The organism is Luteibacter sp. 329MFSha (assembly GCF_900111665.1).
Lineage (GTDB): Bacteria > Pseudomonadota > Gammaproteobacteria > Xanthomonadales > Rhodanobacteraceae > Luteibacter.
Genome location: NZ_FOJE01000001.1, coordinates 1498032 through 1511195 on the forward strand (window position 1 = coordinate 1498032; position 13164 = coordinate 1511195).

The 13164-nt window shown below is 64.6% G+C and carries 13 protein-coding genes and 1 other RNA gene; 7 read left to right on the top strand and 7 right to left on the bottom strand.

All coding sequences use genetic code 11. From position 1 onward, the window contains the following. Positions 1–70 precede the first annotated feature (70 nt). Both grpE and hrcA read right to left on the bottom strand, forming a co-directional pair. Complete coding sequence (grpE, locus tag BMW54_RS06600) at positions 71–604, bottom strand: nucleotide exchange factor GrpE (protein ID WP_090053974.1); 534 nt, start codon at positions 602–604, stop codon at positions 71–73. An 87-nt stretch (positions 605–691) separates the two neighbouring features. Beyond that, positions 692–1750, bottom strand: a complete 1059-nt coding sequence (gene hrcA, locus BMW54_RS06605) for a heat-inducible transcriptional repressor HrcA (protein WP_090053976.1) — start codon at positions 1748–1750, stop codon at positions 692–694. 135 nt (positions 1751–1885) lie between these two features. Between hrcA and recN the strand changes: the two genes are divergently transcribed. Continuing rightward, positions 1886–3556 carry a DNA repair protein RecN gene (recN, locus tag BMW54_RS06610; protein WP_090053978.1) on the top strand — a complete coding sequence of 557 codons (1671 nt, stop codon included), beginning with the start codon at positions 1886–1888 and terminating at the stop codon, positions 3554–3556. Between the two features lie 118 nt (positions 3557–3674). Here the strand turns inward: recN and BMW54_RS06615 are convergent, their stop codons facing one another. After that, a complete protein-coding gene (locus BMW54_RS06615; RefSeq protein ID WP_090053981.1) occupies positions 3675–4304 on the bottom strand; it encodes a response regulator transcription factor in 630 nt (209 codons plus the stop codon). Between the two features lie 87 nt (positions 4305–4391). Between BMW54_RS06615 and BMW54_RS06620 the strand changes: the two genes are divergently transcribed. Beyond that, positions 4392–6011 carry an MASE1 domain-containing sensor histidine kinase gene (locus BMW54_RS06620; RefSeq protein ID WP_090053984.1) on the top strand — a complete coding sequence of 540 codons (1620 nt, stop codon included), beginning with the start codon at positions 4392–4394 and terminating at the stop codon, positions 6009–6011. Between the two features lie 340 nt (positions 6012–6351). Here the strand turns inward: BMW54_RS06620 and fur are convergent, their stop codons facing one another. After that, complete coding sequence (gene fur / locus BMW54_RS06625) at positions 6352–6765, bottom strand: ferric iron uptake transcriptional regulator (protein WP_090053987.1); 414 nt, start codon at positions 6763–6765, stop codon at positions 6352–6354. A 72-nt stretch (positions 6766–6837) separates the two neighbouring features. Between fur and bamE the strand changes: the two genes are divergently transcribed. Further along, positions 6838–7299, top strand: coding sequence for an outer membrane protein assembly factor BamE (bamE, locus tag BMW54_RS06630; protein ID WP_090053988.1), 462 nt, complete (start codon positions 6838–6840; stop codon positions 7297–7299). A gap of 10 nt (positions 7300–7309) precedes the next feature. On the opposite strand, the gene BMW54_RS06635 is transcribed toward bamE, so the two are convergent. Together BMW54_RS06635 and BMW54_RS06640 are read right to left on the bottom strand one after the other, a co-directional pair. After that, positions 7310–7588, bottom strand: coding sequence for an RnfH family protein (locus BMW54_RS06635; RefSeq protein WP_090053990.1), 279 nt, complete (start codon positions 7586–7588; stop codon positions 7310–7312). Then, the gene (locus BMW54_RS06640; RefSeq protein WP_090053992.1) at positions 7581–8009 is read right to left on the bottom strand and encodes a type II toxin-antitoxin system RatA family toxin; all 429 of its coding nucleotides are present in this window, start codon (positions 8007–8009) and stop codon (positions 7581–7583) included. The genes BMW54_RS06635 and BMW54_RS06640 overlap by 8 nt, the downstream gene beginning before the upstream one ends. Before the next feature lie 80 nt (positions 8010–8089). On the opposite strand from BMW54_RS06640, the gene smpB reads away from it, so the two are divergent. The 4 genes from smpB to BMW54_RS06660 all read left to right on the top strand — a co-directional run bounded on the left by smpB (position 8090) and on the right by BMW54_RS06660 (position 12150). Further along, the gene (gene smpB, locus BMW54_RS06645; RefSeq protein WP_090053994.1) at positions 8090–8590 is read left to right on the top strand and encodes an SsrA-binding protein SmpB; all 501 of its coding nucleotides are present in this window, start codon (positions 8090–8092) and stop codon (positions 8588–8590) included. Between the two features lie 81 nt (positions 8591–8671). Next, positions 8672–9025: a transfer-messenger RNA gene (gene ssrA, locus BMW54_RS06650) on the top strand. A gap of 78 nt (positions 9026–9103) precedes the next feature. Next, a complete protein-coding gene (locus BMW54_RS06655; RefSeq protein ID WP_139206054.1) occupies positions 9104–10633 on the top strand; it encodes a site-specific integrase in 1530 nt (509 codons plus the stop codon). 53 nt (positions 10634–10686) lie between these two features. Next, positions 10687–12150 carry a hypothetical protein gene (locus BMW54_RS06660; protein WP_090053997.1) on the top strand — a complete coding sequence of 488 codons (1464 nt, stop codon included), beginning with the start codon at positions 10687–10689 and terminating at the stop codon, positions 12148–12150. Between the two features lie 114 nt (positions 12151–12264). On the opposite strand, the gene BMW54_RS06665 is transcribed toward BMW54_RS06660, so the two are convergent. After that, positions 12265–12963, bottom strand: a complete 699-nt coding sequence (locus BMW54_RS06665) for a hypothetical protein (protein ID WP_139206055.1) — start codon at positions 12961–12963, stop codon at positions 12265–12267. Between the last annotated feature and the right edge of the window lie 201 nt (positions 12964–13164).

Sequence of the window (13164 nt, forward strand, 5' to 3'; positions counted from 1 at the left end):
CCGGCCCCATCGATTCAATACCTTGTGAGACTCCCCGGCGGCGCGGAACACGCGACGCGCGGGGCTTCGTTCAGTTGTCGCGCACCACGGCGACGAGCGCCGGACGCAGCAGACGATCGTTGAGCACGAACCCCTTCTGGACGACGGCCACCACGGTGCCCGGCGCGTGCTCGTTCGACTCGACCGAGCTGATCGCCTGGTGGTGTTCCGGATTGAACGGCTGGTGCAGCGGATCGACCACGCTCAGGCCGTTGCCCTGCGTGACCTTCTCCAGCTGCTTGAGCGTCAGCTCCAGGCCTTCGCGCAGCGTCTTCGCATCGGCCGACTCGTTGGTCAGGCCGAGCGCGATGCCGTCGTACACCGGCAGCAGCTCGCCGAGCAGCTTCTCGTTGGCGAAGCGACGGGCCTGGTCGAGGTCGCGCTGGAGGCGACGGCGCTGGTTCTCGATCTCCGCCCGCTCGCGCAGCACGGTCTCGCGCGCGCTGGCGAGCTCGGACTCGAGGGCGCCAAGCTTCGCGGTGAGCGCGTCCAGATCGGCATTCATGCCTTCGGCCGCGCCGCCGTCCTGCGCCGGATCCGGCACGTGGGGATCGTTGTTCTGCATGCTTACTCCAAATGTCAGCTTACCGGCCCGCTCCATGGAGCGGCCGAACATTCGCGGGAAATTACTAAACCCGCCTCCCGAGGCGGTTTATGAGGTCGCCGCGGCGCGATTCAAGGCGTCGCTGAGCAATCCCGCCGTGGCCTGGACCACCGGAATCACCCGCTCATATGCCATACGCGTCGGTCCAATAACTCCGATCGCGCCGAGCATGCGGCCGTTCGTGCCGTAGGTGGCGGTGACGATGCTGCATCCGTCGAGGGCGGAGAAACCGGACTCCTCGCCGATGAACAGGCGCACGCCGGGCGCCTTGACGCACATTTCCATGAGCTGGAGCAGGTCGCGCTTCTGCTGGAAGGCGTCGAAGAGGTCGCGGAGCCGGTCGATGTCGGCCAGCTCGGAATAGCCCATCAGGTTCGTCTGCCCGCTGACGAGGACGTCGTCGGCGTCATCGCTCGCGAACGAGGCGGTGGCCAGTTCGACGGCGGCCGCCAGCATGCGGTTCAGCTCGCCACCCGCCTCGCGCAGTTCGGAGACCAGGTGGGCGCGGATGTCCGCCAGGCGGAAGCCGGCGAACTGCGCGTTGAGGTAGTTGGCCGCCTGCTCGAGCTCGCTGGCGTCGATCGGCCGGGCGAGCTGGACCACGCGGTTCTGGACCTGGTTGTCGGAGAACACCAGGATCACCAGCACGCGGGCGTCGGGCAACGAGACGAAATCGATGTGGCGCAGCGGGAAGTCGCCCTGGCGCGGCACGGTGACCACGCCGGCGAAGTGGGTCATCGCCGAAAGCAGGTTGGAGACGTTGCCGAGCAGGTCGCGCGTGGTCGTCTGGTGCGGCGGCAGTCCGCCCTGCAGCCGGGCCATCTCGTCGCGCGGCAGCGGTTTCAGTTCGAGCAGGCTGTCGACGAACAGGCGCAGGCCGCGCGGCGTCGGGATGCGGCCCGCCGACGTATGCGGCGACGCGACCAGTCCGGCGTCCTCGAGGTCGGCCATGATGTTGCGGATGGTCGCCGGGCTGACTTCCAGGCCGGAGGACCGCGCCAGCGTGCGCGAGCCGACGGGTTCGCCGTCGGACAGGTATTGGGAGATCAGGGTCCGCAGCAGCCGGCGCGCGCGAGCATCGATGTCGTGACCGGAGAACGGATTCATGCGCCTGGGCGGGTGGTGGAGGGATCGGATCGTCGCGCTATCAATAAGGTCTGGGGCTCCGGCTTGCAAGTCTCGGCTTCTGCGACGCCGCTGCCGCTACAATCGGCGCGATTCCATCCGCCACCACCGGTGCCCATGCTCACCTCGCTCTACGTCCGCCAGTTCGCCGTCGTCGAAGAAGCCGAGGTGGCCTTCGGCCCGGGCCTCACCGTGGTCAGCGGCGAAACCGGCGCCGGCAAGTCGCTGCTGGTGGACGCCCTGATGCTGCTCGCGGGCGCGCGCGCCGACAGCGGCATGGTCCGCGCGGGCTCCGACCGCGCCGAGCTGGCCGCCGAATTCGACCTCGCCGGCCTGCCCGAAGCGCTCGACTGGCTGCGCCAGGAAGAACTGGACGACGGCGAGACCTGCCAGCTGCGCCGCGTGATCCGCACCGAGGGCAGCTCGCGCGGCTGGATCAACGGCCGCCCGGCGAGCCTCGCGCAGATGTCGGCGCTGGCGGCGCTGATCGTCGAGATCCACGGCCAGCACGAACACCAGGCGCTGCTCTCGCGCCAGCACCAGATGGCGCTGCTCGACGCCTACGCGGGTAACGAGGCCCTGCTCGCCGACGTGCGCGAGACGGCGCGCGCCTGGCGCGAGGCCGTGTCGCGCATCCGCGCGCTCTCGGGTGGCGACGACCGCGAGCACCAGATCGACCTGCTCAGCCACGAACTCGAGGAACTGGACCGCTGGGCGCTCGCGCCCGCCGCACTGGAAGACCTCGAGACGCAGCATCGCCGCCTCGCCAACGCGGGCCGTCTGGCCGAGGGCGCGAACGGCGTGGTCGAGATGCTCGACGGCGAAAGCGAGTTCGCCATCGGTCGCGCCCTGCTCCGCGCCCACGCCGAGCTTTCGCGGCTGGCCGAACTCGACGCCACGCTCGCCCCGACGCTGGAACTGCTAGACAGCGCGCAGATCCAGGTCGGCGAAGCGGTCGACGGCCTCAGCCGCTACGCGCAGGACGTCGAACTCGACCCCGAGCGCCTCGCCGAGGTCGACACCCACCTCACCCATCTGCACGATCTCTCGCGCCGCTACCGGCTACCGATCGAGGAACTGACGGCGAAGGCCGAGGAACTGCGCGGGCGCCTGACCGAACTCGAAGGCGCGGGCGACGCGCTCGAACGCCTCGGGCGCGAGCGCGACCGCCTGCGCACGGCGTGGGACGCCGCCGCCACCGCCTTGTCGACCGCCCGTCGCGACGCCGCCTCGCGCCTCGGCACGGCCGTCGCCGCGCTGATGGGCGAACTCGGTATGGCCGGCGGTCGCCTGGAGGTGTCGCTGGAACCGGCCGAAGCCGACGATCCGGATCCGCAGGGCCGCGAGCGTTGCGAGCTTCTCGTCAGCGCCAACCCCGGCCAGCCTCCGCGTCCGCTGCGCAAGGTGGCCTCGGGCGGCGAACTCGCCCGCATCAGCCTCGCGATCGAAGTCGCCACGTTGGGCAACGACAACATCGGCTGCATGATCTTCGACGAGGTCGACACCGGCATCGGCGGCGCCGTGGCCGAAGTGGTCGGCCAGAAACTACGGGCGCTCGGCGAGCGCGTGCAGGTGCTCTGCGTCACGCACCTGCCACAGGTCGCAGCGCAGGGTCATTCGCACCTGAAGGTCGCCAAGGAAAGCGACGGCGAAGCCACCCGTACGCGCATCCATTCGCTGGACGCCGCCGGCCGCCGCGACGAACTCAGCCGCATGCTCGGCGGCGTGGAAATCACGAAGGAAACCCGCGCGCACGCGAAGAAGATGCTGGACAAGGCGCAAGGCTGAAGCCCCTCCCTTGTGGGAGTGGCCCCGGCCGCGACAGCTTTTCGCCAGATGGAACAGGCCCTGTAGCTCTTCGCGAAGAGCGGTCGCGGCCAGGTCCGCTCCTACGACGGCGGAAGGGTCAGGCGCGGATCAGGCCGCGCTCCTGCGCCATCCGGTACAGATCCAGCTCCGACCCGGCGTTGAGCTTGTTCATCACCGCCGCCCGGTGGATGTAGATCGTCTTCTGCCCGATCCCCAACTCGGCCGCCACCTGCTTCGGCGCGCGGCCGGCAGCCAGCAGCAGGAACACCTCGCGCTCGCGCGCCGTGAGCCGGTTGAACGGATCGAGGTCGGCGGTGGTGCGGCCCGAACGACGCTCCCGTAGGTCCGAACTCAGGTACTGATCGCCCCCGAGCACCGAGCGTACGGCCGCCACCAGTTCCTCCGGCGCGACGCCCTTGGTCACGTAACCGCGCGCGCCGCGACGCAAGGCCTCGGACACGTAAGGCTCGCCGTCGTGCATGCTCAGCACGACGATCTTCATGCCCGGCGCGATGCTGCCCAGATGCTCGATCAGCGGGAGGCCGCTGCCGTCCGGCAACGAGAGATCCACCGCGACCAGATCCGGCCGGTGCTGGGTGACCGCGTCGACCGCCTCGTCGGCGTTGCGGGCTTCGGCGACGACGTCCAGATCGGGTTCCAGCTCGATGAGCCGCTTGAAACCCTCTCGAACGATGGCGTGGTCATCTACAAGGACGATTCTTGGCATGGACAGAATGTAGCAGGCTCTCCCGACGCGTGCGTATGGGCTCGCCCGATGCGTCAGCCCGCCTCATGCGCCGTGTAACATTCTGGAATGCGCTTACTCGGCTCCTCCCGCTTCGCCGGCCCCCTCTTCGCCATCGCCTATGCGCTCGCCTGGGTGATGCTCTGGCCGACCGAGCAGCCCTACTGGGTGCTGCCCTTCGGCCTTCGCTTCGGCGCCCTGCTGCTGATGCGCACGCGGGACTGGTTCTGGATCCTCGGCGCCGAGATGTTCGCCAGCGCGTTCTGCGAATGGCGCAGCGGCCTGCCCATCGGCGGCGCGGGGTTCGTGCTCGGCGACGCGCCGGAACCGCTGATGGTGGCCGCCTGCCTCTGGCTGCTGCGGCGCGCCCACCTGCACGCCAGCCTCAACACGCCCGAGGACGTCGCGCGCCTGCTGCTCTCGGCGATGGTCACGGCCACGGTCGCCACCGCGGGCAATGCCGCGATGATGGCCTCGATGCACCCGGCCGCCCCGGTGGAGATGCTCGGCACCACCTTCGGCAGCGACCTGCTCGGCGACTATCTCGGCGTGCTGCTGGTCGTGCCGGTCATGGTGCTGGTGTTCCGCGAGCGGCCGACGCGGACGGCCATGGCGGAACTGCTGCTCGACGGCCTGCTGGTGATGCTGCCCTCGCTCGCGATCCTCATCACGCTGGCCGAGTATTCGCCGCAACCCCAGTTCGCCCGCGTGCTCTCGCTGGCACCCGTGCTGTTCTTCGCCTTCCGTCACGGCTGGCGCGGCGCCGGACTGGCGATGCTGATCACCAGCGTGGGCCTCAACGTCACCGAGGACATGATCGGCCGGGGCGCACCCACGGCCGCCGCCCACCTGTTCCTCGCCGTGGCCGGCACGGGCACGCTGATGCTCGGCGCGGCCACCGACGCCCTCCGCCGCAGCAGCGAGCGCGTGGCCCAGCAGAACACCCACCTGGCCGCCGCCAACCAGCGCCTCGACCAGCTGGCGCGCCAGCTGCGCGATGCCGCGCGAGGCAACCTCCAGGCCGAGGAAAACCTGCGCAGGCACATGGCGGCGGAACTGCACGACGAGCTCGGCCAGAACCTCACCGCCATCCAGACCCATCTGAAGCTCGCGCAGAATCGCCTGGGCAACGCGGGCCTGGACGACATCGGCACGTCCATCAACGGCATCCTCGGCCACATGCGCCGGGCGCTGCACAAGATGCTCGACAGCCTGCGCCCCTCGGTGCTGGACGAGTTCGGCCTGCTGCGCGCGCTCGACGAGGGCCCGATCCGCGACATGCTCACCGCCGCGGGTATCCACTACGTGACAGACCTGCGCGGAGACCCCCGGCTGCTCGACGACGACACCCTGACGGCCATCTATCGTGTCGTCCAGGAGAGCGCGACGAACGTCGTCCGCCACTCGGGTGCGCGTCGGATGATGCTGCGCCTGCGCATCGGGCTACGCGACAGCGGGCCCGTCGCCATCCTCGACATTCGTGACGACGGCGCAGGCCTTCCGTCAACGCCCCGACCCGTCCGAACCGATGGCGGAGGCCGTGGACTGCAGGGAATGAGCGACCGGATCACCGCCCTCGGGGGGCTGTTCAGAATCCGCCCGGAGCCCGTGGGGCTTCACCTGCGGGTGCTGCTGCGCAGCACAAGTATCGGTTCTGACATAGGAAATTTTCCGATACCGGGGGCATGAACGCTTCGTTAGCATCCCATTATCGATGTGGGGGAGCCGCCGTCGAGAGACGGTGAGCCCAGGTCGGTCGTGGGGACGATCGGCCTGATGAGGCGACAGGATGTCGGCCTCGCCGGTGCGACATGGCACCCCGTGTACCAGCGAGCAACTCGCGGTCCACGGGCCATGGAAACGCCGGATCAAGCCGCCGGTGGACAGGAGTCCACCGGCGGCGTTTTTATGTGCGCTACCCGTAGGAGCGCGCCCTGCGCGCGACATCTTCTCGCGACCCGCTCCCCGGACCGGCTCGGCCCACAAAAAAGGCCCCGAAGGGCCCTCTCGTCTTCAATGATTCCAGCGCTCAGCGCTTCTTCTTCGGCCGCACGTAAAGCACCAGGCTGTGGTCCTCGATCACATAGCCGTGCCGGTCGGCGATCTCGTGCTGGAGACGCTCGATCTCCTCGCTGATGAACTCGATCACCTTTCCGCTGTCCACGTCGATCATGTGGTCGTGGTGCTTGCCGCGGTCGAGCTCGTAAACGGCCTGCCCGCCCTCGAAGTTGTGCTTCATGACGATGCCGGCGGCTTCGAACTGGGTCAGCACGCGGTACACGGTGGCCAGCCCGATGTCTTCCTGATGGGCGAGCAGCCGCTTGTAGATGTCTTCAGCCGTAAGGTGGGGCTGGTCGGCCTCCTCGAAGATCTGGAGGATGCGCATCCGCGGATGCGTGACTTTCAGGCCCGCCTTGCGGAGCTCTTTGGTTTCCTGGTCCATGTCAGACCCCTCGCGGTGCCATAAGGCGCTTAGTGTATCATCACAGGCTTCACGATCCGGACGTTACTACGCATGCATAAGCTCATCCGCACGCTGGGTTTGGCCATGATGGCGACCGCCATCGCGGGCTGTGGCCTCGTCTATACCCCCGACGTGCAGCAGGGCAACCTGCTCGACAAGAAGAACGTCGACCAGCTGCAGCCCGGCATGACCAAGCGCCAGGTGCTCGTGCTGCTGGGTACCCCGTCCGTCATCTCGCCCTTCGACCAGGATCGCTGGGACTACGTGTCCACCTTCTCCCATCGCGGCAAGAAGATGACCACCCGCACGCTGACCCTGACCTTCAACAACGACACCCTGGTCCGCACCGAAGGCGATTTCTTCGCCGAGGACGCCAAGGAACTGCTGAAGGATTCGGAGAAGTACAAGGCCAACCCGACGGGCGGCGCCGAAGGCGACAAGAACACCAGCCCGAAGAAGGACGCCGACGACGGCGGCATCTTTGGCGGCGGTTCGTCCGACGACAAGAAGTAAGAACGGGCAATCAGGCGCCGCGCGCCGCGCGGCGCCGCCTGGCCTCCATGGGATCGAGGATCAGCGGGCGGTAGAGCTCCAGACGATCGCCCTCCTCCATCACCCGGTCGGCCGCCACCTTCTTCGCGAAGATGCCCAGCCTCGCCGGATCGGGCGACACGCCCGCCGGCAGCGCCGGCAACGCCAGCTCCACGGCCTGCCAGGCCGTCGTGCCCGCGGGCACCGTCAGCGGCAGCACCACCTGCCCTTGCGGCCCGGCGTAAGCCACCTCGATCGCGACATCAGCCATACTGGCGGCGCGCCTCGTCGCAGAAGTCGTCGACCATGCGGTTCGCCAGCTGCTGGAAGCCCATCTTCAGCACGCTGCCGCCCAGGCCCGCGTAGTCGAAATCCAGCGCGAGGGCGATCTTGCAGCCGACATCGCCGAGGGCCTGGAAGGTGAAGACGCCATCGAGCGAGCGGAACGGCCCCTCCACGAACTTCATCGTGAGCCGTTCCGGCCGCTGCATCGTGTTGCGAGTGGTGAAATGCTGCTTCATGCCCGCGAATTTCAGATCCAGCCGCGCGACCAGTTCGTCGTCGGTCCGCTCCACCACCGTGGCGGCGTCACACCAGCCGAACCGCTTTGGGTATGCTTCCACATCGTTGACCAGGTCGAACATCTGCGCGGGCGTGAACGGCACGATCGCACTGCGGCGGATTTCAATCACGTGAAGACCTCGTCTCATCTCGCCGGCGCATGGATACGCCGGGCTTGTATCAGGGACCCGATAGACCGATTTTAACGGACATGGCAAAACCGAAAGCAAAGGACACGGAAAAGGAAGGTCGCGGCACCATCGCGCTGAACAAGCGCGCGCGCCACGAATACCACATCGACCAGCGCTTCGAGGCCGGCATGGCCCTGCAGGGCTGGGAGCTGAAATCGCTGCGTGCCGGCCGGATCAACTTCGGCGAAGGCTGCTACGCGATCATCCAGCACGGCGAGGTGTTCCTCGTCGGCGCCCAGATCCCGCCGCTGATCAGCGCCTCCACCCACGTGGTGGCCAACGACCGGCGCACGCGCAAGCTGCTGCTCCACCGCGAGGAGATCGACCGGCTGATCGGCGCCGTCGAGCGCAAGGGTTACACCCTGGTGCCGACCGCCCTCTACTGGAAGAACAACAAGGTCAAATGCGAAATCGGCCTGGCCAAGGGCAAGCAGGATCACGACAAGCGCAACGCCGAGAAGGAGCGCGAGTGGGCCGTCGACAAGCAGCGCGTCATGCGCGCCCACAACAAGCTCGGCTGACCTGAACACCGGGCAGGCCGCCCATTGTGGCGCCCTGCCCCCGACCCTATACTGGGAAGGTAGTCACACAACGTTTTCCCCGGGGGTGTACTGGTTTCGACGGGGGTAGTGCGATTGCTTGGTGCATGCCGAGGGGGCCGCTTTCCTCGTTAATCCAGCAGCAAACTCATAGTTGCCAACGACGACAACTACGCTCTCGCCGCTTAAGGCGTAAGCCCCGAACCGACTTGTGCTCGTGCTCGTCGGTGTAGGGTCACTATCACGAGATCGTCAATGGCTGTCGCCTCTCAGCCTACGACTAGACCTAACAGGCTGGTTTGTCGGCGCGCTTAGCACGCCGTGCTGTCGGCAAACGAGATCCAACGGTGAGCTAAGCATGTAGATCCGGGGATCAAACGCCTTCGGACGCGGGTTCGACTCCCGCCACCTCCACCAATATGGCTCATCCCCCCGGTGCATCGGGGGAAATGACCTGCCTCGGCTGATTCCTTCGGGTATCACGCGAGGTATCACGTGCCAAAGCCATTGCTGCTGCACCGACCAAGCGGACTCCACGTCCGCTTTTTCGTGCCTGCCTTCCTGCAACGGTCCCTCGGCCGGCGCTATATCGTCCTGAGCCTGCGTGGCCAGACCGGGGACGCTGCCCGGCTCCGAGCGGCGCAAATCGGGTATGTTCTGGGCCAAGCCTATGAACGGATGCGGGGGGCCGCCGTGGCAGACCATAAGAACCTGTTGGAGACCGCGCTCGCCGCAGCACGGGGTCCCCACGTCGACCTGACGATTGAGCTCCCGGGCGGTGTCCGAATCGTCACCGACGGGTCCGAGCGGGAGAACGGTGAGGCCCGTGCCTTGGCCCTGGAGCTCGAAGCGCTCCGCCTCGGGAGCCTCCCTCCCCCTCCAGCCGCGCTTCCTTCTTCGACGCCAAGTCCGGAAGACCTTTTGTCTTTTCGCATCGGCAAGTTCATCGAACACATTGACGGCCAGAATCGCAGCGGCAAGAACCTGCTCGATACGGAGCACACCCTTCGGCTCTTCCTCGCGCTGGGCGGCGACAAGCCCATCCAAGCGGTCACGGCCGACGACATCGACGCCTTCATGGGGGCAATGCGGGTGTGGCCGGCCAACGCCTCGAAAAAACCGTCCTACAAGGGGATGACCCCGACCGAAATTGTCGCCAAGGCAAGACGGGAAGGCTCGCCTGGACTTGCACCCCGCACGCGGGAAAAGCATCTCGACCGACTTCGCCTCTTTTTCGGCATCTGGGTCAAACGAAGGCTGATTGCCTTTAATCCGTGCGACGGTTTCCAGGTCACGAACAAAGCACAGGACGAAGCACGGAAGAGAGAGCCGTTCTCATCCGAAGACCTCAAGGCCATCTTCTCGCCTGAGCGCATTCCCCACACCCAACCACACAAATACTGGCCCCCCATCCTTGCCCTCTACTCCGGGGCCCGCGTCAACGAGATTGCGCAACTCTTTGTCGATGACATCGAGGAAATCGCGGGCATCTGGGGCATGCATATCCGGCGGCAAACGAAGAACAAAGCGTCCCGCCGCTTCGTTCCCCTGCACCCCGAACTCATCCGCCTCGGATTCCTCGATTACGTCAACGATGTCAGGCAGGCCCGTTTCGAGCATATTTTCCCCGGCCTGACGTGGGGCGAGAACGGTCCGGGCGACGTCGTCAGCGACTGGTTCAACCGCACTTATCTTCGGAAGACCTGCGGTATCACGAACCCCGCCAAGGTCTTCCATTCCTTCCGCCATACCTTCGCCACAGCCGCCGAGCGCGCCGGCATTCCGGACGGTCGCATTGCGCAACTGACCGGCCACAGCACGGGTTCGACTGTGCTGCGTCAGCACTACATCCATGTGGCCGATTTGCCCCGCCGGCTCGACGACATCAGCAAGGTGGCATTTCCAGAGGTCCAACTCAAAGCAAAGAAACCAGGATTTTTCGAGCCATATCTGCGCCGGCAACATGCACTCGACAGTCGACTTCGAAGGTCAGCCGGTGCAAATGTGAGCAGCAAGCAAGAGTAGGTCGTAACAGCTCAGCGAAGTGTTGACTTCAACGAATCCAGGAGAAGCAAGCCATGAAGGTATTTTTCAGCGACTTTTTCAGCGTCACGTCGAAGGCATTGAAGGACTACGGTGCGTTCAACGTCTCTCTCATCAATGACCTGCCTGTATTCATTGACCCCTTCTTGCTTTTTGCCAGCAAGAAAAAGGAATACCGGAAACTCCATGATGAAATGATTGCCTACGTCGCGTTCCTGCGTGACAAGTCCAAGCAAGGCCCCATCCACCCAGGCCTGGTCAACCACTGGTTTCAGTTCAAGGAGGTCAAGCAGAACTGGCTCGGTTTCAGCAAGTCAGGAAATAGTGGGTCGGGACTAGGGAAGGAATTTGCCACCGCAATGAATGATGGGCTGTCGACCATCTTCACCGATTTCGGCAAGGAGAAAATCACCAAAGGCAGTCACCTTGAGAAGATTTGCCTCATCAAGGACGGGGTTGGCAAGGACAACATCAGCGACTTCACCACCAATCTCATCAAAGGATACCTCTGCGAGTACACCGAGGAGTTCGCCAGCAAACACTTGAAGCCCAACCGCACGAAAAAAGTTCAGGTGAACCATGCGTACTTCGATTACAAAACTGAACGATGGGAAGCCAAGGAATACACGCTTCCATACATCGACGGAGACTACGTGCTGCTGACGCCAAGAGATATTCTTACCAAGGACGACACTTGGATAAGCCGTCAGGGTCTCATGGGGGAATTCGATGGTCTGGTGGAGGCAATGCCCAACGACCAATTAAGGGCTCAGGTCGAGAACTTCTTCATCAAGAGCATGCCAACCAAACCAACCTCAAAAGACCGCGCTAGGGCAAAATCGAAGACTATTGCAAAGTTCCCCGAACTCATCGACAGGTACATCCGTTCCAAGGAAGACAGAAAAGACCTGGCAAGGGCCATGAGCGCTGCCAACCTGGATGACGTGGAGTCCGTGCTGGTCAAACGTGTTGGTGAACTCGTCGATATCCTTATCAGTAAAGATGCCTTTTACAAGACCCCAGGCGACACGCTCGAAGAAGCGGCAAAACGAGTTCAGTACCTCAAGCAGGTCGTTGAGAACAACGATGGATATCGATTCTTCTGGACCGCAAAGGGCGAGCCCATTTCCCGAGAGACGGACCTCCATGTCATCTATCGCCTGACTTGGTACGCCTCGCAGGATGACCTCAATGCAGAGGTCAACAACGGCCGGGGTCCAGTGGACTTCAAGATTTCTCGGGGTTCAAAGGACAAGACGCTCGTAGAGTTCAAACTCGCAAAAAACAGTCAGCTTGAGGCGAATCTGCGGAAGCAAATCGCCATCTACGAAGCTGCAAACGAAACCAAGAAGTCCATCAAGGTCATCTTCTACTTCACTGCGGCAGAACTGGGTCGTGTCAACGGAATTCTCAAAAAGCTCAAAGTTTCCGCTGGCCCCCACCTTGTCTTGATTGACGCCCGCAGAGACAACAAGCCATCTGGGTCGAAGGCACGATAGTCGTGCTCCTTTGCGTCGTCCCGACACTGACCTCCGCTGATGTTGCTGTCCATGTCGGCGAAGGTCGGCGTCGAATCAGCCGCTCGCACCAACTGAGCATCCGAATGGAAGACGTTAACGCGCTCGGACTCGCTGACCATAAGTACGCGGCAAAGAATGCTCTCCGTTCTCACACCATAAATAGGCAATGCACATCCTTTCGTCCTCTAGCCGAACCCGGTAGACCCCACCTGACCGGGTAAGGCGCTGAACGACTTCGGCGGCTCCCTCGTCATCGAGCCAAACCCAGCATCCAATCAGCGGGTCATCAATAAAAGGCGGCTGGCTGATGGGCACGATTTCCCGCTCTTCGAACAGGCCTCGAAACGCCTCCCAGTCCATAGGGCCCGCAGGCGGGACTTCCGGGAGGACGTGCCGAGGCAATTGGTCGGCGAGCGCATCAGCCTTCCCTTGCCAGGCAGCGGCAGCTGCCGGCTCCCAAATCCAGTGGCGGGGCGCCCCCTCAACCACCCAGTCCCTGAAGGTCGAGGGCTCGGCGAGCACATCTGGCGGACAGGCCGACAAGTCGAGCTCCACCATCCGGAGGCCACGCATCCTTGCGGTCAGCGCTTTGTCCGGTCCAACCGGATGGGTGACGCGCACCTCGACAAGCAACTGCCCTTCTCCACCCTCCAGCACGACGTCCGGGCGAAGCTCATCCATGGCCACTTCCATCCGCCCTTCACCGATGGAAAACCAGCGCGCCGGCCAACCGACTGCCTCGCCCCGATGCAACAGGCCATCGTCATCGAGCATTTCCGGCGGATTCGGCATGCCCTCTGCACCATCCCATGGAGGCAGCCAAAGGCGGGTCGCCTCGATGAGGACTTGCTTGGCGAATCGGTGGACCGCCGACTCAAGGCATCCAGCCCGGCCAACCTCTCCAAGGTGAGCGAAGTGGGGCCGTCGCCGGCCCGTGCCCTGGCGGGCAACAAGTGCGGCGCCACAACCTGGACATTGGCACCCACACTGCGC